Origin of the sequence: Paenibacillus xanthanilyticus, from assembly GCF_042682185.1 — a bacterium.
In the GTDB taxonomy this organism is placed as follows: Bacteria; Bacillota; Bacilli; order Paenibacillales; family Paenibacillaceae; genus Paenibacillus_Z; species Paenibacillus_Z xanthanilyticus.
The window spans coordinates 3,151,753-3,174,088 of record NZ_JBHUHA010000002.1; the positions used below are offsets into that span (position 1 = coordinate 3,151,753).

At 55.4% G+C, this 22,336-nt stretch carries 29 protein-coding genes; 24 read left to right on the plus strand and 5 right to left on the minus strand.

Annotation, left to right across the window (positions count from 1 at the left end):
• Positions 1–7 precede the first annotated feature (7 nt).
• The gene (locus ACFSKT_RS31300) at positions 8–1,618 is read left to right on the plus strand and encodes a response regulator transcription factor (protein WP_377717039.1); all 1,611 of its coding nucleotides are present in this window, start codon (positions 8–10) and stop codon (positions 1,616–1,618) included.
• A 53-nt stretch (positions 1,619–1,671) separates the two neighbouring features.
• Here the strand turns inward: ACFSKT_RS31300 and ACFSKT_RS31305 are convergent, their stop codons facing one another.
• The 4 genes from ACFSKT_RS31305 to ACFSKT_RS31320 all read right to left on the minus strand — a co-directional run bounded on the left by ACFSKT_RS31305 (position 1,672) and on the right by ACFSKT_RS31320 (position 5,457).
• A complete protein-coding gene (locus tag ACFSKT_RS31305; RefSeq protein WP_377717169.1) occupies positions 1,672–1,968 on the minus strand; it encodes an STAS domain-containing protein in 297 nt (98 codons plus the stop codon).
• A gap of 16 nt (positions 1,969–1,984) precedes the next feature.
• Positions 1,985–2,434: an ATP-binding protein gene (locus ACFSKT_RS31310; protein ID WP_377717040.1), complete on the minus strand. Its 450-nt coding sequence runs from the start codon at positions 2,432–2,434 to the stop codon at positions 1,985–1,987.
• 115 nt (positions 2,435–2,549) lie between these two features.
• Positions 2,550–3,680 (minus strand): SpoIIE family protein phosphatase, encoded by a 1,131-nt coding sequence (locus ACFSKT_RS31315; protein ID WP_377717041.1) that lies wholly within the window; start codon positions 3,678–3,680, stop codon positions 2,550–2,552.
• Between the two features lie 52 nt (positions 3,681–3,732).
• Positions 3,733–5,457 (minus strand): HAMP domain-containing methyl-accepting chemotaxis protein, encoded by a 1,725-nt coding sequence (locus ACFSKT_RS31320; protein ID WP_377717042.1) that lies wholly within the window; start codon positions 5,455–5,457, stop codon positions 3,733–3,735.
• 235 nt (positions 5,458–5,692) lie between these two features.
• Between ACFSKT_RS31320 and ACFSKT_RS31325 the strand changes: the two genes are divergently transcribed.
• From ACFSKT_RS31325 to ACFSKT_RS31350, 6 genes are all read left to right on the plus strand, one after another.
• Positions 5,693–5,926 (plus strand): DNA-binding protein, encoded by a 234-nt coding sequence (locus ACFSKT_RS31325; RefSeq protein WP_377717043.1) that lies wholly within the window; start codon positions 5,693–5,695, stop codon positions 5,924–5,926.
• A gap of 260 nt (positions 5,927–6,186) precedes the next feature.
• Positions 6,187–6,387 (plus strand): cold-shock protein CspD, encoded by a 201-nt coding sequence (cspD, locus tag ACFSKT_RS31330; RefSeq protein WP_377717044.1) that lies wholly within the window; start codon positions 6,187–6,189, stop codon positions 6,385–6,387.
• Positions 6,388–6,495: 108 nt separating this feature from the next.
• Positions 6,496–6,738: a cold-shock protein gene (locus ACFSKT_RS31335; protein WP_377717045.1), complete on the plus strand. Its 243-nt coding sequence runs from the start codon at positions 6,496–6,498 to the stop codon at positions 6,736–6,738.
• A gap of 195 nt (positions 6,739–6,933) precedes the next feature.
• Positions 6,934–7,479, plus strand: a complete 546-nt coding sequence (locus ACFSKT_RS31340) for a phosphatase PAP2 family protein (protein ID WP_377717046.1) — start codon at positions 6,934–6,936, stop codon at positions 7,477–7,479.
• A gap of 169 nt (positions 7,480–7,648) precedes the next feature.
• Entirely contained in the window at positions 7,649–8,110 is a 462-nt protein-coding gene (locus ACFSKT_RS31345; RefSeq protein ID WP_377717047.1) for a hypothetical protein, read from the plus strand.
• Between the two features lie 6 nt (positions 8,111–8,116).
• A complete protein-coding gene (locus ACFSKT_RS31350) occupies positions 8,117–8,635 on the plus strand; it encodes a hypothetical protein (RefSeq protein ID WP_377717048.1) in 519 nt (172 codons plus the stop codon).
• A gap of 136 nt (positions 8,636–8,771) precedes the next feature.
• Here the strand turns inward: ACFSKT_RS31350 and ACFSKT_RS31355 are convergent, their stop codons facing one another.
• On the minus strand, positions 8,772–9,110 hold the full coding sequence (locus tag ACFSKT_RS31355; RefSeq protein ID WP_377717049.1) for a winged helix-turn-helix transcriptional regulator: 339 nt from the start codon (positions 9,108–9,110) through the stop codon (positions 8,772–8,774).
• 172 nt (positions 9,111–9,282) lie between these two features.
• On the opposite strand from ACFSKT_RS31355, the gene ACFSKT_RS31360 reads away from it, so the two are divergent.
• From ACFSKT_RS31360 to ACFSKT_RS31440, 17 genes are all read left to right on the plus strand, one after another.
• On the plus strand, positions 9,283–10,272 hold the full coding sequence (locus ACFSKT_RS31360) for a Rossmann-fold NAD(P)-binding domain-containing protein (RefSeq protein WP_377717050.1): 990 nt from the start codon (positions 9,283–9,285) through the stop codon (positions 10,270–10,272).
• Positions 10,273–10,328: 56 nt separating this feature from the next.
• The gene (locus ACFSKT_RS31365) at positions 10,329–10,937 is read left to right on the plus strand and encodes an NAD(P)H oxidoreductase (RefSeq protein ID WP_377717052.1); all 609 of its coding nucleotides are present in this window, start codon (positions 10,329–10,331) and stop codon (positions 10,935–10,937) included.
• A gap of 527 nt (positions 10,938–11,464) precedes the next feature.
• Positions 11,465–13,993, plus strand: coding sequence for a hypothetical protein (locus ACFSKT_RS31370; protein ID WP_377717053.1), 2,529 nt, complete (start codon positions 11,465–11,467; stop codon positions 13,991–13,993).
• Between the two features lie 17 nt (positions 13,994–14,010).
• Positions 14,011–15,336, plus strand: coding sequence for a daptide-type RiPP biosynthesis aminotransferase (gene mpaD / locus ACFSKT_RS31375; RefSeq protein WP_377717054.1), 1,326 nt, complete (start codon positions 14,011–14,013; stop codon positions 15,334–15,336).
• A gap of 306 nt (positions 15,337–15,642) precedes the next feature.
• Positions 15,643–15,759, plus strand: a complete 117-nt coding sequence (locus ACFSKT_RS31380; RefSeq protein WP_377717055.1) for a daptide-type RiPP — start codon at positions 15,643–15,645, stop codon at positions 15,757–15,759.
• A gap of 181 nt (positions 15,760–15,940) precedes the next feature.
• Positions 15,941–16,057, plus strand: coding sequence for a daptide-type RiPP (locus tag ACFSKT_RS31385; RefSeq protein WP_377717055.1), 117 nt, complete (start codon positions 15,941–15,943; stop codon positions 16,055–16,057).
• Between the two features lie 525 nt (positions 16,058–16,582).
• A complete protein-coding gene (locus tag ACFSKT_RS31390; RefSeq protein ID WP_377717056.1) occupies positions 16,583–16,699 on the plus strand; it encodes a daptide-type RiPP in 117 nt (38 codons plus the stop codon).
• 77 nt (positions 16,700–16,776) lie between these two features.
• Complete coding sequence (locus ACFSKT_RS31395; RefSeq protein ID WP_377717057.1) at positions 16,777–16,905, plus strand: daptide-type RiPP; 129 nt, start codon at positions 16,777–16,779, stop codon at positions 16,903–16,905.
• Positions 16,906–17,015: 110 nt separating this feature from the next.
• A complete protein-coding gene (locus ACFSKT_RS31400; protein WP_377717058.1) occupies positions 17,016–17,153 on the plus strand; it encodes a daptide-type RiPP in 138 nt (45 codons plus the stop codon).
• A gap of 51 nt (positions 17,154–17,204) precedes the next feature.
• Positions 17,205–17,333 carry a daptide-type RiPP gene (locus tag ACFSKT_RS31405; RefSeq protein WP_377717057.1) on the plus strand — a complete coding sequence of 43 codons (129 nt, stop codon included), beginning with the start codon at positions 17,205–17,207 and terminating at the stop codon, positions 17,331–17,333.
• A 56-nt stretch (positions 17,334–17,389) separates the two neighbouring features.
• Positions 17,390–17,527: a daptide-type RiPP gene (locus ACFSKT_RS31410; protein ID WP_377717058.1), complete on the plus strand. Its 138-nt coding sequence runs from the start codon at positions 17,390–17,392 to the stop codon at positions 17,525–17,527.
• 51 nt (positions 17,528–17,578) lie between these two features.
• The gene (locus ACFSKT_RS31415) at positions 17,579–17,707 is read left to right on the plus strand and encodes a daptide-type RiPP (protein WP_377717057.1); all 129 of its coding nucleotides are present in this window, start codon (positions 17,579–17,581) and stop codon (positions 17,705–17,707) included.
• A 56-nt stretch (positions 17,708–17,763) separates the two neighbouring features.
• On the plus strand, positions 17,764–17,901 hold the full coding sequence (locus tag ACFSKT_RS31420) for a daptide-type RiPP (RefSeq protein WP_377717059.1): 138 nt from the start codon (positions 17,764–17,766) through the stop codon (positions 17,899–17,901).
• A 201-nt stretch (positions 17,902–18,102) separates the two neighbouring features.
• Positions 18,103–19,284 (plus strand): daptide biosynthesis intramembrane metalloprotease, encoded by a 1,182-nt coding sequence (mpaP, locus tag ACFSKT_RS31425; RefSeq protein ID WP_377717060.1) that lies wholly within the window; start codon positions 18,103–18,105, stop codon positions 19,282–19,284.
• A gap of 37 nt (positions 19,285–19,321) precedes the next feature.
• Entirely contained in the window at positions 19,322–20,218 is an 897-nt protein-coding gene (locus ACFSKT_RS31430) for an ABC transporter ATP-binding protein (RefSeq protein WP_377717170.1), read from the plus strand.
• Positions 20,215–21,450: an ABC transporter permease gene (locus ACFSKT_RS31435; protein ID WP_377717061.1), complete on the plus strand. Its 1,236-nt coding sequence runs from the start codon at positions 20,215–20,217 to the stop codon at positions 21,448–21,450. The genes ACFSKT_RS31430 and ACFSKT_RS31435 overlap by 4 nt, the downstream gene beginning before the upstream one ends.
• 14 nt (positions 21,451–21,464) lie before the next feature.
• Positions 21,465–22,301 carry an SDR family NAD(P)-dependent oxidoreductase gene (locus ACFSKT_RS31440; protein ID WP_377717062.1) on the plus strand — a complete coding sequence of 279 codons (837 nt, stop codon included), beginning with the start codon at positions 21,465–21,467 and terminating at the stop codon, positions 22,299–22,301.
• The last annotated feature ends 35 nt before the right edge of the window (positions 22,302–22,336 follow it).

Consider the following 22,336-nt stretch of genomic DNA (forward strand, 5'->3'; position numbering starts at 1 on the left):
GGGAAGGATGTACGAAGTTCTGATCGTGGACGATCACACGCATTTGGTCGACAGTCTGGCGATCAGTCTGCCGTGGGCGGAGATGGGGATCACCCAGGTGTATAAGGCGTACTCCGGCGAGGAAGCGCTGGAGCTGCTCCAGTACCGCTCCGTCGATATCGTGGTGACGGATATCCAGATGAACGGCATGACCGGGCTCGAGTTGATCGCCCGCATCAACGAGAAGTGGAAGAACACGAAGGCGGTGATTATAACCGGCTATGACGAGTTCCAATACGCGAAGGAGGCGCTCCAGCAGCAAGTATGCGATTATTTGCTGAAGCCGGTGGCGAACGAGGAGCTGGAGCAGACCCTTCGCCACATCATCGACCGGATTACGGAAGAAGGCAACGAGCTGCTGAATCAGCAGAAATTCGCTTATCGGTTCCGGGAGAGCTTGCCCAAACTGAGAGAACTGTTCTTGTCGGAGCTGCTGTCCGGCAAAAACTACCCCCTGGCCGATTTGAGGGAGACGCTGCAGCACTATGGGCTTCCGTTCGATACGGAGCGGGACGCGCTCCTCTTGTGCATGCGCGTGGAGGAGGACTTTTCGAGTACGGACCTCTATAGTCTCTCGCTGATCGAATACGCGATGTTCAACATCGTCGAAGAAGTATTCTCGGAGAAGTTCAATGTCATGGCTTGCAAGGATTCGCATGATTATTTGATTTTCGTGGCGCAGCCCAAACCGGCGGCGGCCTTGGACGGCGGCGGCTCCGAGGCCATCGAAGACCTGGCCCGGCGCTCCCAGCATCAAATCAAATTGTATCTCAAATCGAAGGTGTCCATCGTCTTGAGCAATTGGGGCGGTTTCCCAAGGGATGTCCAGTCCATGTACCGCTCCGCGCTATCGGTCTATACCGACTATATCGGCTACCAGACGGAGAGCTTCTTCCACGTGACGCAGCAGAAAGAAGCGCCGGACATCCAGCCGCTCGCGGAGCTGTATCGTTCCCAGACGTTCATGGAGCTGATCGACATCGAGCAGTGGACGGCATTCGAGAACAAGCTGGCCCGCATCTTCGAGGAGCTGGAGCGGACGGGCGGCGGGGCCCGCGAATACGGGATCGAGATCTGCGTGACCCTGCTGCAGGCGTACTCCTACTATTTGCACAAGAAAGGCAAGCGGATCTTCGAGGTGTTCGGACGCGATATCGAGAAAATGCTGAAGCTGGACGCCAGCTGGAGCATCGATCCGCTGAAGGAATGGGCGTTCGCAAGCTTCGTCCAAATCAAGGCGTACAGCGACAGCCGCTCGAATAATATCCGATCCGACTTGATGGAGCGGATTCGCCGCTATATCCAAAAGAACGTCAAAGACATTACGCTGCAGGCGGTCGCCGATCATGTTCATCTCCATCCCGTCTACGTGTCCAACTTATTCAAACAGGAGACCGGCGAGAATTTCTCGAACTACGTGCTTCGCCTGCGGATGGAGCGCGCGGTGGAATTGTTGAAGGACACGGACTGGAAGATCATTCAAGTCGCGCACGAGGTCGGCTATCAGAAGCCGCAGTATTTTATTAAGCTGTTCAAATCCCACTATGGGATGACGCCGCAGGAGTTCAAGAACCGCTAGCGAAACCAAAAACCACAACCGCCTGCGGTTGTGGTTTGCTGTATTTCTCGTCTCTATTCAATGTTGAGCACCTTATCAAGACGGGTCATTTCGAACAGTTTTTTTACACTGCCATGAATATTTTTATTCGTTAATCGTCCATGTTTACTAACGAGACGTTTATGAATCGCAACGACTACGCCCAATCCTGAACTATCGATGAAATCGACATGTTTAAAATCGATGATAACCGAATTACAGGGACCATTTAAGTGTTCAAATACAGCTTCGCGCAGTGTGGTCGCTTGTTCCACATAAATTTTCCCTTGTAGGTGAATGGTCAGTTGATCTCCTTGTAAACTCATTTCCATCACGATCTACACCTCTCTACTCCGAATTTTTGACCGCGGTATGAACTATTTTTTTAGCATTCGGTATTGCTTTGATCAGGAGAAAATCCGTCCCTTTTTTGTTGAATCGCACACGATCAAAAACACTGCAAATGATCATGAGGCCTCTGCCAGATTCCTTGAATTCTTCCTCTACCCATTCAAACCGATTAGCCTTCTGTAAATACGCCTCCGCATCGAAGCCTGGTCCAATACTCTTGATTCGTACCACTAATCGACGATGATTGACTAATGCTGCTCTAACCGTTACAATCGTGTTCCTGTCTCCGTAATTAACAGCGTTCTGCAGTGCTTCACTCAGCGCAATTTCAACAAGCCCACCAAGATCATCGAATAGATCGCGTGCCAGCTTACTCAGTGATTCACGCACACACGTTAAGTCATCGGTATTGTTAAAAGTCGAATGATGCAGTTCTTGTGCGGGCATCTCAATAATCCTTTCCATTTCAAAATCAAAACATGAAGTCTGATCATTTTGATTTTTTTCCAGGAAATAAAATGTGTTGGCTAGTGGAAACGCAGATCGGTATAAGGCTCCTTTTTTAGTCGGGAAGCTCAACGATCACGACGGTTATATCGTCACGATTGTCTTTGCAGTTGTCGATTAAGTTCGCAACGGTCTGTTTAATGACCTTCCCATTGCGATTCATACCGGGGCGCTGCAAATAAGCGAGCATCTGTTCTTCAGCCTCTTCGCAATCTTCCGCCATCGCGTCGTAGAAACCATCTGTGCACAGCCCCATAATGGCATGACCTTCATAGGAGAAACTTTTCTTTTCAATCGGGATGTCCGTAAAAAGACCAATCGGACAAGTCGTGGAATCAAGCAATCGCAAACCGGTTTCGTCCATCCAAAATCCAGGATTATGACCTGCATTCACATACTCGACCGTTTGATTCTCCGTGTTAACCAATGCATAAATGGCTGTAAAATAATGATTGATCGCGTCATCATCGCTCGTGTGATAAAATTCGACCATATGTCTGTTCAATTCTTGCATCGTATCGACGACGTTCAATTGCCGCGCAACCAAATCTCGCATAGCCGCTCCCACCGACATACAAATCAATGAGGATGACACACCGTGTCCCATCACATCAATCAGCATAATCCCATACGTATGTTCATCCATCTTAAACCAGCAGTACATATCGCCGGATAGGATTTCAGATGGTTTGTGATACGCGATTATGGACATCCGCTCATCCTCATGAGGAGGGGGCAGAATGCTGAGCTGGACTCTGCGAGCCATATAGAGATCGTTCGTTTTTTCCATCTCAATCATTTTTTGCTCGGTCCGATCGAGCATCGTCGCGATAAAACCTGAAAGCGCCCCGTTACTATACACTTTTTTACACAAAGTAAGTTTGGCCCAACGAAGCTTGAAATCTTTATCTAAAAAACGAATTTCAAAGTTAGTTTGATGTTCAGTGGACGCGTGTAACGTATACAGTGACTTGAGAATTTCCGCATGATCCGCAGGATGAATAAAGTGAATAAAAGGGATCCCGATGCACTCTTTAATCGAGTAACCGGTATGAACCTCCCACGCTTTATTCAGAAATTTAATCGTTCCGTCCCAATCAATATGAATAATCGCTTCTGAAACGGAATCTAAAATTTCTAGATATTCCTCCAATGCAGACTTCGGCTCTTCTTGTAAGGTCTCCATCTGATTCTCCATTCTATATAGCGCTCAATCCATACGCTATACGTTGAATACGTTATACATTGAATTTTTTGACCTGGGCTTCCAAGGACTCCGCGACGGTCAGCGTATCCATGCTCGTACTGGAGATAGTCTCCATTGCGGCTAGCATTTCTTCGGAGGACGCGGCAATCAGTTCCGTTTTGCTTGCGATACTGTCCATCGCAATACCAAAACTTTCGATGATCGCCACAATTTTATCGGAACTCGCCACTTCGTCTTCGGTGACGTTCTCGATCCCTTTATTGTCGCTTACCGTTCGCTCAATCGCGCTCAGAATATGTTCAAGCGAGGCATCCGAAAGTTGTACCGTAGCAACGCCTTTTTCGATTTCGATATGGCTTTCTTCAATGGACGTCATCACCGTTTCAATGCTGGTTAATATTTTCGACACCAGCCCGCCAACACCGTTCGCTTCATTGGCGGTTTGCTCGGCTAACTTTCTTACTTCACCCGCGACAACCAGGAATCCGCGACCATTCTCGCCAGCCCTTGCCGCTTCAATTGCTGCATTCAACGCAAGCATATTCGTTTGCTCCGAAATTAGCTTGATCGTATGGGAAATTTGGCTGATCTCTTTCGAAAAATGATACAAGGTTTCCATGCCCGGCTTGATTTCAGCGGTTTTCAGTTGAATGTTACGAATACTATTAATCGTTTCAGACACTCGTTCTCTGCCTGCCAGTGCAATTTCTCGTGTGAGATAGGAATTTTTAGCCGCTGAGTTTGCTTTTGACTTCGAGATTTGAATTAAGGAAGACAACTGCAGCATCACTTGGGCCGATTCGATGACAAGTTCATTACCTTTATGGGTCTCTTCAGCCACGCCTTGCATCTGGATGGTAACATGTTCAACAGCCTCTGCTGTCTCTTGGCTAGAAGCAGAGGTTTCATTCGAATTGGCAGCCAATTCGATGGCGGTTTTCCGGATTTCAGACACCACTGTACGCAGGTTGTCCGTCATTGCATTAAACGCAGACGCGAGTTCGGCTATTTCATCCTTACTTTTCACATGTATGGGCTCCACAACTAAATTGCCTGCCGCTACATGTCGGACACGTTCTGAAATCGCACGAAGCGGTCTGTTGATTCCGCGGACAATGTAGATCGCGACCAGCAGACTAATTACCAAAACGATAATAAACTTAATCGTGGTCTCTTTCTTAACAGATTGGTAGTAGGCACGACCATCTTCGGCCATTTTTTGAATGCTTGTTCGTTCTTCTGCTACTAATTTCGCTAGAATTCCCTCGATTTTATGGGCAAGAGCTTCATTTTCGTTCATGATTTGGGAGATTTGAGCTGCATATTCACCGGCACCGTTTTGTAAAGAAACGTTGGGGCTATACTTGATTAACGAAGTGCGATTGTTCTTAAATGCATCCAGTGTGGTTTTAAACTCGCCAAAATTTTGGCGTGACTCCTCCGAAATGATGTTCTTCTCATAATCATTCATATTTTGCTCAAGTTGTCCGAAAGCATGGTTCAGTTCTTCAACAATCTTTTCTTTATCGCTAGGCGAATCTTCAATCAAAAAATTATAGTCGAGCACGATGATTTGTTCGAAATAAGAATGAATGTCATTGGCTCGATCCAAGCTAGGCATCGAGATATTCACAATGTCCTGCTGCTTATTTGCCATATCATCCATTCGGTTCATGCTGTTAATCACGTAGATAAGCAATACGAGTAAGAGAAATCCGAATCCTAAATACAGCTTGGTCCCTACGGAAAGTTTCATTCCACAGTCTCCTTTTGGCCGATCCATTTTTTTCGTCCGTACTAGAGATGTCGGTATCCTCGTGGTAAACGATGATTACGAAAATGTGGGAGTTTTCCTTTTCAGCGGAGGAACACTATGAGGCGGGCTGTGTACCGAGTTATATGGGATGACGCCGCAGCAGTTCAAGAACCGACAGGGAAACCATGCTATAATAAAGGAATCCGATCGATCAGGAACGAGAGAGGAAGCGTATATGCACCGTTTTGAAGACTGGAATCAGAAAGTAAAAAGGACGTTTAACGCAACGAGCATGGAAGAAGTCTTAACGGTTACCGAGGCGGGCGTACTTCTTGGTTTGTCCAAAGACCAAATGAAAGTATTCGTGGATAAACATCATCTAACCAAAGTCCCGATCATGAGAAGCGTCCATCGCTACCTGCTCCGAAAGAGCGAAATCGACGACATCGTGAAGAAGGGGATCGAATAGCACAGCAGCCGATGTGAGTCTCGAAGACACCCGGCCGCACAGGGCCGGGTATGGGCTGGAAGTAACAACCAGCCCATACTGAGGCTGCATGAATTGCTATTGAGGCGTAGATGTGTTAAGATTAGTTTATTGGAATTTTGACCTGGATTCACATATCGCAGAGGGTTAACGTTTTGATTGCGTTCTTTAACCTTGTGCAATATGTGAATTTTTTATTTGTAACCGAATAAGAAGGTCATGTAAATTATGGAGGTGTTTCTATGCAAACAGGAACTGTAAAATGGTTTAACGCGGAAAAAGGCTTTGGTTTTATCGAGGTTGAAGGCGGCGACGACGTATTCGTGCATTTCAGCGCGATTGCCGGCGACGGCTTCAAATCGTTGGATGAAGGCCAACGCGTCGAGTTCAACATTGTTCAAGGTAACCGCGGCCAGCAAGCGGAGAACGTCGTAAAACTGTAAATCTCTTTCTGAATGAATCCCCGAACTTTATGGTTTGGGGATTTTATTTCAATACAAGCATGTATAGGTTCTCGCCAGATTTGATTCATTTTAAAGGGGGAAGGTCCAATGTGTGCGTGGAATAAACCGCTGGAAAATTTGCCGGAAGAATTGACGATGATCTGGTCCTGTACGAATGAAGGCTGCAAGGGCTGGATGCGAGACAATTTCTCGTTCAAAGAAGTTCCCGTATGCTCGCAATGTAAATCGACTATGGTGAGCAGCGAGCGAAGCCTGCCTATTCTGATGTCGTCGGATACGCAAGTGAAGCAGTTCAGAAGGAATCAGCAAAAAGCCAAAGCGGCGGAGTAACGCCTTGAGCATGAACATCCACACCCGCGCGGGGGTGTGGATTTTTTGCGCTCGCTTGCGGATACGGGTCGAACTGCCTGGCTTGCAACCCGTTCTTTTTCGGGGGACGGCGCCATACACTAGGGGCGTAAGCGTATCGATTTCCGCTTGTCCGTCGTTACCAACCGACATGTCGGGCACGCAAGGGGGAATACGTTGGACTGGGACTATCGACTCTTCAAATGGATTAATGACGGCGCGAATAATGAAAGCGTTATCGGGAAGGTACTCGTCCACGCGGCCGATCTGGGCGATTATTTTTTCTTTTTTAGTCTGGTCCTCATGTTCGCGGTTCATCGCAAGATGGCGTTCTATGGGGTGATTGGCGTTGGTGTGACCGTCCTGTGCAGTCGGGGGATCGCTCATTTTTACTACAGAGACCGCCCTTTCGTGGCCCATGACGTGAATTTGCTGCTGCCTCATATTGAAAGCAATTCCTTCCCAAGCGATCACGCCGCGGCGGCCTTTGCCATTGCGATGATGTTCTGCTTGTTCTCCCGAAAAATCGGACTCCCGTACCTCGGATTCGCGGCGATCGTCTCGTTCTCGCGCATATGGACGGGCAAGCATTACCCGACCGACGTTCTGGCAGGCCTGTCGCTCGGGATCGGTCTCTCCGTCGCGCTCTACTTCTTATTGAACAAATACGCCGTATACGGCAGCGCCGTAGACCTGCTAAGACGATTCAAGAAGAGAGGTTAGGGCGGATACTGACACCTATGCACGAGAACCCGGTTCGCATGCGGACTGGGGTTTTGGCGTTGAAGGAATCGCGAGACTCCGGTACGGGCCGCCGGCTGCAATACAGGTGTTTAGATCGATCGTAGCTGGAGAGACTGATAACAACCTGTTTTCTTGGAGGCATCGGCTCGTGGGATTCGTAGCTATCTTCGCTGCTGCTTGGATCGCGATATTTGTTATTTACGCGATGGATAAGAGCCTTACGATACGCGAAAATGCGTTTGTCTGTTTGACCCAACTCATCATCGGGATTAACTTTACCTGGATCGTGGCCGAGGAGCTTCGCTACATCGAAATCTCGAGAGACGCCCTGCCGTACGTCACCTTTATGATCTATCGCACCATCTTGGTTCCGCTCATCTACGTGATTCTGATGAATGCGGTTTTTAAGGCGAGAAGGCTCCCGCGGCTGCTGATCGCGATCGGCTCCGCATTCGGGGTCGCCCTTGCCTTGAAAGGGCTGCTCCTCTACTTTGGCATTCTCCGTTACGAGAAGTGGAGCCTGATCTACGATGGCATTCAAATTATCCTCATGCAGGTCGTGATCTATACGCTGCTGAGGCTGTATCGAAAAGTTGTCTATGCGAGGTGAAGGGCGATGATGCTGTGGGAACATTTCGACCGGAATGAGTGGTATGTGCTGTCGATGTTGGCGGCGGTGTACATCGCGGTGTGGCTGCTGCCCAAAATCATCCCGACGAGTCTGATGATCCTCGGCCTGGTGTGGGGATTCGCCGGGTCCACGCTATTCGACTTTACGATTGGCGGGGGATTATTGGATTTCTATCGGGTGAACGACTCCAACCAGTATGAATTGACCGATCTGCTGGTCTATTTCATGTTCGCTCCCTTCGGGTACTTCTTTATTTACTTTTATGAGGCGTTGAAGATCCGGCGAACCACGTTAATGGCGTACATTATGGGCTGGACGCTGTTAAGCGTGGCCGTTCAATGGGTCTCCGAGCAGATGCGTATGACGCACTATCAGCATGGCTATACGCTTGTCTACAATATCATCGTCTTCTTGGTGATGCAGTCCATTACAGGATGGTTCTATCTCTATCTGAAGGCCCATCCCGTTACGCGATCACGCGGCCGCGGCGCTGCTCCGAGGTGAGGCGGGGGCGGGGCAGCACCGTGACCGCCGAACGGGCAAGCTGCCGCCCAACCACGACAAACCCGACCGTATACGGCCGGGTTTGTTCTTGTTCTCCATCTTCATGGCGGATGGCGCGATGTTCGCCAGACTCCGACTAGGTTCGATGAAATTGCCCCTGCAGATATTTCTCTCCCCACTCGCACAGCTGATCCAAGATGCCTTTCAGCGACTCCCCGATGTCGGTCATTTCATAGACGACCTTCGGCGGTACTTCATTGTAGACCGTTCTTAAAATGAGGCCATCGTCTTCCATTTCCCGAAGCTGCTGGGTCAGCATTTTTTGCGTAATGCCGGGCATCGCTTTCTTCAGCTCATTCGTTCGTTTCGGTCCGTAGTACAGATGGCAGAGGATGAGCGTCTTCCACTTTCCGCCAAGGACGTCAAGCGTAGCTTCTGCCGGAATATTGTAGGCGTTCTTCGGTCTTGCCTCCATGAACTCTCCTCCTGTCGACGTCGAAAATCGCAGCCCAAACCCAGGCACCATTCGGTGCCTATGTCACCATTCGGTGCTTATCGCACAATAAAGTGCCTTCTTCCCTAGTGTCATTATATGGAACATAATTATCCTATACCAGACGCATCTTGCATTCATGGGGGGACGACGAATGACGCAACGACTGCTCATCGCCGGCGGATATGGCATTGTCGGCAGCGCGATCGCCCGGCATGTTCGCGCAATGAATCAAGAGGCGGAGATCGTCCTGGCAGGACGACATCCGGAGCGAGGCGCCGCGCTTGCGCGGCAGCTCGGGAACGCCCGGACCGCTTACTTGGACGTGGAGAATATCGATCGCTTCGACGAATGGGGAGCCATCGACCTGATCGTCTCCGCCTTGCAGGATCCGGCCGACCGCTTGATCGAGCTTGCCCTGCGGCAAGGCATTGCCCACATCGGCATAACCAAGCTTGCCGACGAGCTGGCTCCGTTATTCTTCGCCGCCGCGAAGGCGCCGCCCAAGCGCGCGATCGTCCCGCTCGGTCATTCCCAATCCGGGGTGATGACGCTCGTGGCGCTGAAGACCGCGGAAGCCTTCAAGCAGATCGATGCGATCGCATTGGCCGGACTGTATGATGACCGCGAACAGATGGGGCCGATGACGGTTGGCGATGCGGAGAGCTTCATCGGCCGGGCGCTCATTCGGAATGGCGGCCAATGGGCTTGGGTCGAAGCGAGCCGACATCCGAGAACGGTCGCGCTGGCCGACGGAAGTGCGTTGGAGGGCCTCCCGATGGGGCTGCTCGATGTGCCGGACTTAGCGGCTGCCACGGGAGCGCCCAATGTGCGGTTCGATTTCATCGCGGGCGAATCCATCGGAACTCGTGCCGGAGGCCAGGCATCCCAAGATCTCTATATCGAAATCGAAGGCGTGCTGCACACGGGCCAGCCCGCCAAGCGGCACACGGTCGTCTCCGATCCGCGGGGCCAAGCGCACCTGACGGCTCTCGGCGTATTGGTCGCGATCGAGCGTATTCTCGGTTGGGACGGCCACCCGGCCGCGGCGGGCGGCATCCATTCTCCGGACACGCTGGTGCCGGTCGACGCGGCGATCGCGCGATTTGAGCAGTTCGGCGTGCGGATGTTTGACCTGTCCTGAGCATTAGCGTCAGCGTGAGGCTCACGCAAAACCAAGAAGAAAGCAGGGAGAAGAAGATGAAGGTCCTGATTGTAGTCAGCCATCCGAGAACGAACTCGTTAACGTTTGCGGTTGCGGAACGGTTCGTCCAAGGTCTTCAAGCCGCCGGACACGAAGCCGAGGTGCTCGATTTGCATCGAAGCGGATTCGACCCTGTCCTGCGGGAAGCCGACGAGCCGGATTGGTCCGGTACCCCCAAGACGTATTCGGCTGAAGTGGAGGCGGAGATCGCGCGCATGAAGCAGCACGACGCGCTGGCCTATATTTTCCCGATCTGGTGGTACAACTTGCCGGCGATGTTGAAAGGGTATATCGATCGCGTATGGAACAATGGGTATGCTTATGGCTCCGGCAAGCTCCATCACGAGCGGGTATTGTGGCTCGGCCTTGCAGCCGCTTCACTCGAACATTTCCAGAAAAGGAACTACGACCAGATGCTTGCGAATCAGCTTAACGTGGGCATGGCGAATTACGCGGGTATCGCGAATTCCAAGCTGGAGATTTTGTATGATACCCTGGATGCTGATCCGAACAAGATCGAGGCACTGTTGAAGCGGGCGTATGAGCTGGGCTTGCAGTTTGCGCAATGGAATGGGGAGGTTACTCCTGCCGAGCAGGATGAATGAGGCAGCTGGGGTTAGAGGCGGTATATGATCAAAGCCCGCAGCAAGTAACGCCTGGCTGCGAACGAGCATGAAGAAGCGCAGTGAACGCTTATCAGCCACAACCTTAAGGTTGTGGCTTTTTGCATGCAGCTCGCGTTCATCGCGCACAGCTGGCTGCGCCGATCTACCCCGCATCTTCAGCTGGAAACTCCGCATTACCCGCAACGGACGCCCATGCGGTCCGCTTGCGGTCCCCGCAATGGCCGCGAAATCCCGTAAACCCGCATGGTTGCGGTGTTTGGGTGGCGGTACTCCGCAATTTGTTTGTGGGAAAGCGCAGGGTCGTTTTCGGTGTAAAACTGGAAAATATCGCTTATTATGAATTCAAGAGGAACACGGCAACGAGAAATGAACGAGAAGCAAGCGGGGAACGAACGAGAAGCAAACGAACGCGGCGCGAAGCGCGAACGGGCAGCGAGCAGACATAAACGCAGGCGGCCGCTTCAATAGGGAAGGCAAATCGAACCACGGGGAAGGGGAGAGGGAAGATGTTCGGACTATCATTTGGCAACGGCGTCACGCTCGTGCACTTCGAGCAGCAAGGGGCGCGGTTGTTCGCGGCCAGCGACAATCTGGATTGCCGGTATGTGCGGGCGCTGTTCAAGAAGCATGGGACGCCGGTCACGCAATATATCGAAGCGAACCTGTCGAGCATCTATGATACGGCGGAGGACTTGATCTCGCTCGGCAACGAGCTGATCGCCTTCTACGTCACGCCGGCCAGCTATCGGCTGTGCAAGCGGCTGACGGCGATTCTCAAGCAGCTGGACGACCGGACTCGGATCGTATGGTTCGGCGGGGTCGCCGCCAAGCTGAGCGAGGCGGTGCTGCGGATCACGGAAGCGGACGGCTGCGTCAAATGGGAACCGGAAGCGACGCTTCATACGCTGTTGAACACGGACTTCGAGCAGTGGCCGGACGTGGAGGGCCTCGCTTGCCGCGAGAGCGGTCTGCACGGCAGCGCAGACGAGGAAGGCGTCGAATTCGGCGAAGCCCCTGCGGATGCGGCGCCTGGCGCAGCGCTGGACGACATGCCAAGCGCATGGGAGGAGGCCGCTACCAGCAGACAGCTGCCGGTGCTGAGCGTCAGATGCGCGGACAGCCAGGGCGATCCCCGGCAAGCGGCGGGCGGCATTCGAACCCATTCGGCGGAGCGGCTGAAGCGGGATATCGAGCTGGCGGCGCACGCGTCGAAGCAGGTGCATCCGCTGCTGACGATGGAGGGCTTCGAGCTCCTGACCGATACGGAGCAGGTCGAAGCGGCGGCGGACGCGATGCAAGCCTGCAAGCATCGGGCGGCTTACCGGGCGGCGGTGCCGCTTGGGCAGTGGGAGCCGGACTATGCGCGGCGGCTAGCCGAAGCGGGCGTCAGCGCCTTCGAGCTTCTGGTTCCGATCGCGAGCGAAATCGATGCGCGGCGGCTCGAGTCGGCTACGCAGGCGATGAAGCGGCTGAAGGCGGCCGACGAGCGAATCGCGTACAGCGTCACCCTAACCGCCGGGACGTCGCAGGGCGCGGCGGGGAGCGAGCGGACGGCAGAGCTGCTGCGGATCTGGATCGGGGAAGGGCTGATCGAAGCCGCGGCCATCCGGACGGAGCTTGACGCGGAGCCGATGGAACAAGCACAGCTTGGCGGCGCAAGCGATCGGCCGTTCATGATCCAGCTGCCGGAAGCCATACGCGATGTGCTGCGCGATCATTACCGCAAAGCGCCGGAGGCCGCGCTCATGAACGGCTATCTGGCCTACATGACAGGCAACTATCCCCACCAGGTCGTAGGCGGCGGGGTGAAGCATATCGGGTATACGGACGGCGAGTGGGACGAACGAGACATTCATCGTCTGGGCGACTACACGGGCGTCAACAGCGCCATGATCTTCGAAAATATCCAAGTAAACGGGGATTTTAACTATACAATTAACGTCGATACCTCCACAGCGGAATGCCAGCCGGATGCGATCTACTACGACCAAGACGGCGTCTGGAAGCAGGCGAATCCGGTATTCAACCGGCTGGCCGACGCGGCCGACCGATCGGACTACTACCTTTCCAACGCTCACCAGGTTACGCGGATCGATGAGCATCGCACGCGGCTGCAAATGAACGATTTTCTCCATCTGGAGCCGATCGACCTGCGGCACATGAGCTACGGTCAAGCGGCCGAGCTTGATCCGAACGCCGAAGACGTGCAATTCCAGCTGCTCGATATCCGGTCGGAAGAGGACCTTGCCGCCTTTCTCCGCGATGTCGACGCCTTCAGCCGCGAAGGGATCTTCCGGCACGGCTACGAGGTCCAGTCCTATCTGGTCGACAGCTGCCGCTGGTCGGGCGCCTATCAATGCAAAGCGAAACAGCTGCCGCGCTTGTTCGTGGACGGCGGAGGGCAGCTATCGAGCTGCCGCGGCTGCGCCGCGATCGGCGATATGCACGACTCGCTGGACAGCTTGCTGACGCAGGCGGCGGTCATGTCGGACGAAGAGCAGCTGCTGCGGGGATGCGGAACGTGCCCGATCAAGGATACGTGCTCCAAATGCACCTTCCTGCCGGACTATATGAACCGCCAGCAGTACTGCGACATCCGCCGGAAGCACGCGATGCTTCACCGGTACATGCAGATGGTGCAGCTGTTCAAAGGCTTGCGCAAGTATGCGCAGGCGCTCAGCGGAATGGACGTGAAGGACGTGCGCATCTCCTTGCCGACCTGCACGCACTTGTATCCGCGATCGGCGCAAACGGGGGCGGGAGCGAGAACGGCGGCAGCCGAGACGGTCTTCCTGTTCTTCCACAAGGAGGTGCCGATCGTCTTCCAAGCCGCCACGCAAAAAATATTGAAGCTGAACGAGCCGCTGGCGCTCATCCTCGAAGGGGTGATCGCGGGGGCGGACGAGACGGAGATCATCCGCGTGCTCATGGATCGCTATCAGGCCGACGCCGACCAAGCCGCCGCTACCCTATCGCAAGCGATGGAGCTGTTCGCCAAGGAAGGCTGCCTGCAATTGCCCGCAAGGGCTTCGTGAAAGGAAGGGATTGCCCTATGTTAACGCAAACGGCAAGTTATCCGATCGTGCATCCGTTGAAGGACGTGCGGCTCGGGGAGGATCTGACGGCCATCGCGGCCGGAGAGGGCATCTATGTGCAGGATACGAACGGCAAAACGTATATGGACGGCATTAGCGGGCTGTGGAACGTCTCGCTCGGTTACCGGCATCCCGGCATCCGGCAGGCCGTGATGGAGCAGCTCGACCGCGTGCCCTACGTCAACCCGGTGGATGCGGCGAACCCGACCACGCTGGCGTTTGCCGAGCGGCTGCTGCACGTCACGCCCGAGTCGCTGACCAAGGTCGCTTACACCTGCACGGGCTCCGAATCGGTGGAGCTGGCCATCAAGCTGATGCGCAAATTTTTCAACCTTCGCCATCAGCCGGCCAAGAACCGGATCGTCGTCTTGGATAAATCGTACCATGGCACCTACTACGGCTCGATGAGCGCAAGCGGGATCGACCGCGAAATCTCCGAGAGCTACGGCCCCAAAGTACCGGGCTTCGTCTTCCACCCCGTGCCGGTATGCGGGGAGGGCACGCCGGGGCAGATTTCGGCCGAAGGCTTGGCTGAGCGGATGCGGGAGCTGGAGCAGCTGTTCGAGCAGGAGGGCGGGACGCTGGCGGGCATCCTCCTGGAGCCGATTATCGGTTCGGGCGGCATCATCCCGCTGCCGGACGACTACCTCCGCCAGGTGAAGGCGCTGTGCATCAAGCATGACGTACTGCTCGCCTTCGACGAAGTCGCCACCGGCGTCGGACGCACAGGCCGCATGTTCGCCTTCGAGCACAGCGGCGTCGTACCGGATATTCTGTGCCTGTCCAAAGGGATCAACAGCGGATACCTGCCGCTGGGGGCGACGATCTTCAGCGAGGAGATTTACCAGGCGTTCGCCCGGGCGGGCTCGCATATCGAGCATCTGTCCACCCAGAACGGCAACCCGATCGCCTGCGCCGCCGGCATCGCCACGCTGGACGCCATCCAAGCGCCAGGCATGCTCGATGCGATCGAACGCAAAGGCGCGCTGCTGCGGCAAGACTTGGCGTCGGCGCTGGCCAACAGCCCGCTGTTCTTGGAAGTGCGCGGCAGAGGACTTATGCTCGGCGTCGCGCTGACGTCGAATAAGGCTGCGGGCTCGCTGCTGCCCGCGGAGCGGCTTTCGGCCATCGTCGCGAAGCTGAAACAGCGCGGACTGCTGGTGTATCCGTTCCATACGCCGGGGCTGACCACGGGCTTCCATCTCTTCCCGCCCTTCATCATCACTGAAGCGGAGATGGCGAAGATGGTTCACATTATTACGAAAGTACTTGAAGGGAGGTGATGGCGCCGGCAGCGGGGCAGAGAGAGGACGCTCCTATCCGGCATGATCGTGAAAATAAGCGCGGCAGACATCTTGGTTCATCCAGTTGATCATACACGTTCGTCAATCCGGCTTGGGCGGGTGGTGATGAAAGTGAAGCATGACCTCTCCGGCAAGGTAGAGGAAATTCCGGCAAGCCCGCCCGCGGGGTGGGGAGAGACCGCAGCGCCGATTATACGGAAGTGACTACCGTCCGCGAGTTGTGGGCGATCATGACGGCGAAGAGCGGGTCGTTTGACTCGACTTCTCTTCAAGGAGGTGACACGCATGCAACAGAACCTGTCTCTGCAGCTCGAGGAAATGGAAGCCGTCGCGGCTCCAGGCTGGATGGATATCGCAATCGGCGTAGCCGTTGGCGTTGGCATCGGCGTCGCGTTGACGTAGATGGAATGGAAGCTCGGAGGAAGCCGCGGCTCGGCCGGAAGGTGCTTCTAACGCTCAAGAGAAGGTGGTGAAAGCATGAGCTGGTGGGCTATTGGACCGATCGTCCCGATCATCGTGCCGATTATCATAGGTCAATTCTAATTGCGGCAATTTCCGACTTTTCTTCAAGGAGGTGACACACATGCAACAGAACCTGTCTCTGCAGCTCGAGGAAATGGAAGCCGTCGCGGCTCCAGGCTGGATGGATATCGCAATCGGCGTAGCCGTTGGCGTCGGCATCGGCGTCGCGCTGACCTAGTTGAGGAAGTTCGACGCTAGCGTGAATGAATATACCATTTCTCCGCAAAGGAAGGTGAAAGCGATGTGGTTGCATGTCATTGGACCGATCGTCCCGATCGTGGTTTGCCCGATCATTATCCTGCCTTTCGTCTAAGGTCGAGGCAGCTGCTCCCAGCACCCGAACGATAATTTCGCTTCAAGGAGGTGATACACATGCAACAGAACCTGTCTCTGCAGCTCGAGGAAATGGAAGCCGTCGCGGCCCCAGGCTGGATGGATGTCGCGATCGGCGTGGCCGTCGGCGTCGGCATCGGCGTAGCCCTGACCTAGATCAGACTCGCATCGATACCGAAACGTGAACGGGCACGCATACAGCGTGAAGCTATCCAATCTTCGATAAAGGGGGTGAAATCCATGAGACTGTGGCCAATCGTTGGACCGATCATTCCGTTCATTCCGCTCCTCCCGCCGGTTATTACGCCGATCGTGCTGCCAATCTAATGCCGGATCGCACCAGAGCATGTTGATGAAGGAGGTGACAAATATGCAAAAGAACCTGTCTCTGCAGCTCGAGGAAATGGAAGCCGTCGCGGCACCGGGTTGGGCGGACATCGCGATCGGCGTGGCCGTCGGCGTCGGCATCGGCGTAGCGCTCACTTAGTTTGCAGCCGGCTTGCCCGGGACCGGTATAGGAAGCCATTATTCATCTTAAATCCAAATTCAAAGGAGACGATTCATATGAACCAACGTTTGGCGCTTCAACTCGAGGAAATGGAAACCATCACGGCACCTGGCGACGCGGCGACTATCGCAGGCTTCGGCGTGGGCGTAGCCATCGGGGTAGGCATCCTCGTCGCCCTGACGTAGGAGCTCGCCATTATCCATTCTTGTAAGATCATCTGAACCAGCCAGCCGGCTTCAACTAAAGGGCAATGCCCTACATACCACCCAAACCTAATTTCGAGGAGGAACAATCAATGAACAACCAAATGAACCTGCACATGGAGCTTCTGGAGGACGTAACCGCACCGGGCGACGCAAGAGATTTCGTGGAAGGCGTAACGTGGGGCCTCGGCGCCGTGGCAGCCGCAACCGCCATCATCGCATTCACGTAAGACCGACCGGCTGTACGCAACCACCATTTCAATTTAAAGGAGACGATCCCTATGAACCAACGTTTGGCGCTTCAACTCGAGGAAATGGAAACCATCACGGCACCTGGCGACGCGGCGACTATCGCAGGCTTCGGCGTGGGCGTAGCCATCGGGGTAGGCATCCTCGTCGCTCTCACTTAGGAAACGGCCATTATCGATCCCGTAAGACCAAACCTAATTTCGAGGAGGAATTATCAATGAACAACCAAATGAACCTGCACATGGAGCTCCTGGAGGACGTAACCGCACCGGGCGACGCAAGAGATTTCGTGGAAGGCGTAACATGGGGCCTCGGCGCCGTGGCAGCCGCTACCGCCATCATCGCGTTCACGTAAGACCGACCAGCTGTACGCAACCGCCATTTCAAATCAAAGGAGACGATTCCCATGAACCAACGTTTGGCGCTTCAACTCGAGGAAATGGAAACCATCACGGCACCCGGCGACGCAGCCACTATTGCGGGCTTCGGCGTAGGCGTAGCCATCGGGGTAGGCATCCTCGTCGCACTCACTTAGGCAACCGCCATTATCGATCCCGTAAAATCAACCTTAATTTCGAGGAGGAACAATCGATGAACAACCAATTGAACCTGCATATGGAGCTGCTGGAGGACGTCACCGCGCCGGGCAGCGGAAGAGATTTCGTGGAAGGCGTAGGCTGGGGCCTGGCCGCCGTCGCATCCGTCACCGCAATCGTCGCCTTCACGTAAACCTGAGCTTTCGGCAGGAGGAATGACCAATGAACCAACCGCTTGGACCGATGAAACGAATTGCGGACACAACCGCAAGGATTGCAATCGCATGATGACCCGAAGGGCTTTGGAGAACTCTCCCCCTGCCTGCGGCGCTTGGCCGCAAGCGGGGGAGAACAAGCTCCGCCAACAAATTTCAACGTTCGAGGTGGGGAAGCGATGGCGCTTGCCAGTCATATTGAAATCCATGAGATCGAAAATAACTGTTTCTTAGTTCAACATAAATTCAACAACAAACATGTGAAAATGGGCCGGCGGGAAGCGGAGTTTCTCCAATTCTTGACCGCAGCCATGGGTGACCAGGGAGACGAGGGCCGTGCTTACGGCGGCGAATTGTCCGGCGAAGAGCAGCGCTACTTGACGGATAAGTTCAAGGAGTGGGGCTTTCTAAGCAGCGATCCCGGCGCGGAGGAGCAGGCGGCGCGAAGCGGCGGGTGGCGGTTCAACTGGAAGAGCGGCGACTTGACGACGATCAAGTTTCTGACGGTCAACCCGGACCGGTGGCTAAATCGGATGCTCCCGCTCATTCGAATGCTGCTACATCCGGCGTCCCTCGCCGGTTACGCGCTGCTGATCCTGGCGGCCGTGGGGCTGCTGGTCCGGGATGCGGACCTCCCGGCCGTCGTGCAAACGAGCGGATTAGGCTTGTGGAGCTATGCCGCGATTTACGGAATGCTGCTCCTGACGACGGCCGTTCATGAACTGGCGCACGGCATGGTATGCAAATATTACGGCGGGCGCGTGCAGCAAATGGGCGCGATGCTCTTCTACTTCAACCTGGCAATGTTCTGCGACGTGAGCGATACGTATCGGTTCAAGCGCAAGCGGCACAAGCTGGCCGTGCTGTTCGCGGGCATCTTCAGTCAATGGGTGATGTCGGCCATCGGCATGCTGACCTACTACGCGCTGCAAGGCTTCGGCATCGATGCGCCGCTGTTGATCTACTACGGCATCGCCAATCTTGGCTTGAGCTTCGTCAACATGCTCCCGCTCGTCAAGCTCGACGGGTACTGGATGCTGAGTCACGGTCTGGGCATCGCCAATATGCGGACCAAGGCGTTCCGGGCGTTCTTCCAGCTGCTGGGCTTCCGGGGGAAGCCGGGCGCAAACGCGCCGCATGCCGCCGGACCGGCGTCCAGACGCGAACGGGGCATTTTGCTGGCATACGGCATCGCGGCCATTCTCTTCACGCCCTGCTTCTGGGTATGGGGACTGTATAACGTCCAGCTGCGGCTCTACGATTGGATAGGCGCGGCGAGCCTGCTCATTACGGCCGGCATTGCGGCCTTGCTCCTCTACCATTTGAAGAAATTCATGTCGACGATGCGTCAACCGGCTTGAGCGATCAAGCACATTCTACGGATAGGTGGGAACGATGATGGGATTGGAAGTCAAACAATTGATCAAGCAGTACGGGGAGGCCCGCGTGCTGCACGGCATATCGCTGGCGGCCTCGACGGGCAAGGCGTTCGGCCTGCTCGGCGGCAACGGCGCCGGCAAGACGACGACGATTCGCTCGATTCTCGGCCTGATCGACTACGACGCCGGGGACATTCATTGGAACGGCAAGCCGATCGGGACGAATCGCCCGACGATCGGGTACCTGCCGGAGGAGCGCGGCTTGTATCCCAAGGAGAAGGTAAGCGAGCAGCTGGTCTACTTCGCCCGGCTCGAAGGAATGAGCCGCCAGGCGGCCGTCAAATCCATGAAAGGCTGGCTGGACCGCCTCGGCATCGCCGAGCATGAGCACAAGCGGGTCGAGCAGCTGTCCAAGGGCAACCAGCAGAAGGTGCAGATTATTTCCGCGTTGATCCATGATCCGGAGCTCGTCATTCTGGATGAACCGTTCAGCGGCCTGGATCCGGTGAACGCCGATATGCTGGCCTCCGTCGTGAAGGAGCAGCTGGCCAAGGGCAAGACGATGATTTTCTCCAGTCACCAGATGGGCCAGGTCGAACAGTTCTGCGAGCAGATCTGCATCCTCAAGCGCGGCCGCATGATGGTCTCCGGCAGCCTGCTCGATATTAAGCGCTCCTACGGACGCTGCAATCTGGTGCTGCGCAGCGAACAGGATTTGCATCCGCATCTGGCGGCTGCCGGCATGCAGAGCGTGGAGGCCAATGCCCATGAGTGGCAGGTCAAAGTGAAAGACGAAGACGAGGCCAACGAGCTGCTGCTGCGCATGACGGGCCAAGGCGTCCGGCTGCTGAAGTACGAGATCAAGGAGCCTTCGCTCCACGAAATCTTCATCGAAAAGGTAGGGGAAGTATCATGAGACAGCTCGGTTTAGTATTCGCCTATTCCTTCATGGAGCGTCTTCGCTCCAAGGCGTTCAAGAATACGACGGTCATTATGATTCTCATTCTGTCGCTGCTCATTCTGCTGCCGCGGTTCCTGAGCAGCAGCGAGGAGAGCGTGGACGGCGAGATCGCGGTGCTCAACACGACCGCGATCGACGTGAAGGCGGAAGGCTTCAAGACGCTCGTCTCCCCGTCCTACGATTGGACGATGATCGGCGAAGCGGAGCTCGATGCCGCGCGGAAGCGCTTGGCGGAAGAAGAGGAGCTGCTCGGCATCGTGCGGATCGACGAGCCGGCCGGCCAGCCGGTCGTGACGCTGATCGTCAACAAGATGGATGATGCGCCGTACGCGGCGGAGCTGAACAACTTCGTGCAGAACCAGTACACGATGTCCGAGATGGGCAAGCTGACGCTGAAGCCGGAGCAGTTGGATCGGCTCACGGCGGCGGTCCAGCTGGAAGTAAGCGAGCTTCAAGCGGGCGCCAAATCCGTGACGACGACGTATCTGCCGATCTACCTGATTACCTTCATGCTGTACCTGCTGATCTACTTGTTCGGCGGCAACGTCGCGGTATCGGTATCGGTGGAGAAGGGCTCCCGCGTCAAAGAAATTCTGATCACCAAGGTCAAACCGGAGCAGCTGCTCTTCGGTAAAGTATTCGGCGTCGGACTCGCCGGCCTGCTGCAATTCGTCATCATCCTCGGCGCCGGTTACCTGCTGCTCATGTCGACCGGATCGGGCGCCACGCTGGAATTGTTCGGCATGCAGGTGGACTTCTCCATCCTGGACGGCAAAACGGTCGCCCTGCTCGTGCTGTTCTTCGTCCTCGGCTACTTCTTCTACGCGGCGCTGTTCGCGGCGGCGGGCTCGCTCGTCAGCCGCAGCGAGGAGATCAACCAAGTGACGCTGCCGGTATCGCTCATGATGATGGCCGGTCTGATGGTCGCCATCACGACGATGATGAATCCGGAAGGCACGCTTGCCATCGTAGGCTCGTACATTCCGTTCGTGACGCCGTTCGTCATGTTCGCCCGGATCGGCATGGCCGACCCGTCCTGGATGGACATTCTCGTCCCGACGGGCATCCTGTTCATCTCGACGATCGGCGCCTGCCTGCTGTCGGCCAAAATTTATCAAGTCGGCGTGCTGCTGTACGGACAGAAGCCTAGCCCGAAACTGGTGTACAAAGCGATGAGATCGCTATAAGGGGAGAGACGTCAATGGCCATTGATATTCGGAGAGAACGGGAGGCCGGCAGCCATGCCGGCCCCGCTTCTAGAGGGGAAAGCGCGGAGGAGGCCGGCAAGCTGCTCGGGCAGTGGGCCATGGTCACCGGCGCGGGCCGCGGCATCGGCGCGGAGATCGCAAGTTACTTTGCCAGAGCGGGGGCGTCGCTCGTGCTGACCGAACTCCCGGCGCAGATGGGGCTGGCCGAAGGCGTAGCCGAACGGCTGAAGAGCGAGCATGGCATCGACGCGCTGTGCGTGCCGCTCGACCTGCGGGATCTCGAGCAGATCGAGCAATGCGTCCGGTCGGTCGAGGCGATTGCGAGCATGGATTATCTGATTAACAACGCGGGCGTGAACCTGCTGTCGCCGGCGCTTAATTTGACGCAGGAGGATTGGGATTTCGTCGTCGACATTAATCTCAAGGGCACCTTCTTCTTGACCCGCGAGGTGGCCAAGACGATGGTGCGCAAGAAGCGGGGCTCGATCATCATGATCGCGTCCCAGCACGGGGTCGTCGGCAACGAGAACCGGGCGCCCTATTGCGCCAGCAAGGCGGGTCTCATCCACCTGAGCCGGGCGCTGGCGATCGAGTGGGCCAAATACGGCATCCGGGTCAACGCCATCTCGCCGACGTTCGTCATTACCGATGCGAACGAGCAGTTCATTAACGACCATCAGTTCCAGCGCGCCAATCTGCCGCGGATTCCGCTGCGCAAATTCGCGGTGCCGGAGGATATTGCCAAGTCGGTGCTCTTCCTGGCGACGGATTCGGCGGGCATGATTACCGGACACAATCTGGTGGTCGACGGCGGCTGGACGGTCATCTAGCGGCGGGCAAGCGCAGGACGGCTACTCATCAACGG

What these genes read in the sequence shown, in the direction of transcription:
- ACFSKT_RS31300 (WP_377717039.1), top strand. Translation starts at nt 8, where the DNA reads ATGTACGAAGTTCTGATCGTGGACGATCACACGCATTTGGTCGACAGT.
- ACFSKT_RS31305 (WP_377717169.1), bottom strand. Translation starts at nt 1,968, where the DNA reads ATGGAAATGAGTTTACAAGGAGATCAACTGACCATTCACCTACAAGGG.
- ACFSKT_RS31310 (WP_377717040.1), bottom strand. Translation starts at nt 2,434, where the DNA reads ATGCCCGCACAAGAACTGCATCATTCGACTTTTAACAATACCGATGAC.
- ACFSKT_RS31315 (WP_377717041.1), bottom strand. Translation starts at nt 3,680, where the DNA reads ATGGAGACCTTACAAGAAGAGCCGAAGTCTGCATTGGAGGAATATCTA.
- ACFSKT_RS31320 (WP_377717042.1), bottom strand. Translation starts at nt 5,457, where the DNA reads ATGAAACTTTCCGTAGGGACCAAGCTGTATTTAGGATTCGGATTTCTC.
- ACFSKT_RS31325 (WP_377717043.1), top strand. Translation starts at nt 5,693, where the DNA reads ATGCACCGTTTTGAAGACTGGAATCAGAAAGTAAAAAGGACGTTTAAC.
- cspD (WP_377717044.1), top strand. Translation starts at nt 6,187, where the DNA reads ATGCAAACAGGAACTGTAAAATGGTTTAACGCGGAAAAAGGCTTTGGT.
- ACFSKT_RS31335 (WP_377717045.1), top strand. Translation starts at nt 6,496, where the DNA reads ATGTGTGCGTGGAATAAACCGCTGGAAAATTTGCCGGAAGAATTGACG.
- ACFSKT_RS31350 (WP_377717048.1), top strand. Translation starts at nt 8,117, where the DNA reads ATGATGCTGTGGGAACATTTCGACCGGAATGAGTGGTATGTGCTGTCG.
- ACFSKT_RS31355 (WP_377717049.1), bottom strand. Translation starts at nt 9,110, where the DNA reads ATGGAGGCAAGACCGAAGAACGCCTACAATATTCCGGCAGAAGCTACG.
- ACFSKT_RS31360 (WP_377717050.1), top strand. Translation starts at nt 9,283, where the DNA reads ATGACGCAACGACTGCTCATCGCCGGCGGATATGGCATTGTCGGCAGC.
- ACFSKT_RS31365 (WP_377717052.1), top strand. Translation starts at nt 10,329, where the DNA reads ATGAAGGTCCTGATTGTAGTCAGCCATCCGAGAACGAACTCGTTAACG.
- ACFSKT_RS31370 (WP_377717053.1), top strand. Translation starts at nt 11,465, where the DNA reads ATGTTCGGACTATCATTTGGCAACGGCGTCACGCTCGTGCACTTCGAG.
- mpaD (WP_377717054.1), top strand. Translation starts at nt 14,011, where the DNA reads ATGTTAACGCAAACGGCAAGTTATCCGATCGTGCATCCGTTGAAGGAC.
- ACFSKT_RS31380 (WP_377717055.1), top strand. Translation starts at nt 15,643, where the DNA reads ATGCAACAGAACCTGTCTCTGCAGCTCGAGGAAATGGAAGCCGTCGCG.
- ACFSKT_RS31385 (WP_377717055.1), top strand. Translation starts at nt 15,941, where the DNA reads ATGCAACAGAACCTGTCTCTGCAGCTCGAGGAAATGGAAGCCGTCGCG.
- ACFSKT_RS31390 (WP_377717056.1), top strand. Translation starts at nt 16,583, where the DNA reads ATGCAAAAGAACCTGTCTCTGCAGCTCGAGGAAATGGAAGCCGTCGCG.
- ACFSKT_RS31395 (WP_377717057.1), top strand. Translation starts at nt 16,777, where the DNA reads ATGAACCAACGTTTGGCGCTTCAACTCGAGGAAATGGAAACCATCACG.
- ACFSKT_RS31400 (WP_377717058.1), top strand. Translation starts at nt 17,016, where the DNA reads ATGAACAACCAAATGAACCTGCACATGGAGCTTCTGGAGGACGTAACC.
- ACFSKT_RS31405 (WP_377717057.1), top strand. Translation starts at nt 17,205, where the DNA reads ATGAACCAACGTTTGGCGCTTCAACTCGAGGAAATGGAAACCATCACG.
- ACFSKT_RS31410 (WP_377717058.1), top strand. Translation starts at nt 17,390, where the DNA reads ATGAACAACCAAATGAACCTGCACATGGAGCTCCTGGAGGACGTAACC.
- ACFSKT_RS31415 (WP_377717057.1), top strand. Translation starts at nt 17,579, where the DNA reads ATGAACCAACGTTTGGCGCTTCAACTCGAGGAAATGGAAACCATCACG.
- ACFSKT_RS31420 (WP_377717059.1), top strand. Translation starts at nt 17,764, where the DNA reads ATGAACAACCAATTGAACCTGCATATGGAGCTGCTGGAGGACGTCACC.
- mpaP (WP_377717060.1), top strand. Translation starts at nt 18,103, where the DNA reads ATGGCGCTTGCCAGTCATATTGAAATCCATGAGATCGAAAATAACTGT.
- ACFSKT_RS31430 (WP_377717170.1), top strand. Translation starts at nt 19,322, where the DNA reads ATGGGATTGGAAGTCAAACAATTGATCAAGCAGTACGGGGAGGCCCGC.
- ACFSKT_RS31435 (WP_377717061.1), top strand. Translation starts at nt 20,215, where the DNA reads ATGAGACAGCTCGGTTTAGTATTCGCCTATTCCTTCATGGAGCGTCTT.
- ACFSKT_RS31440 (WP_377717062.1), top strand. Translation starts at nt 21,465, where the DNA reads ATGGCCATTGATATTCGGAGAGAACGGGAGGCCGGCAGCCATGCCGGC.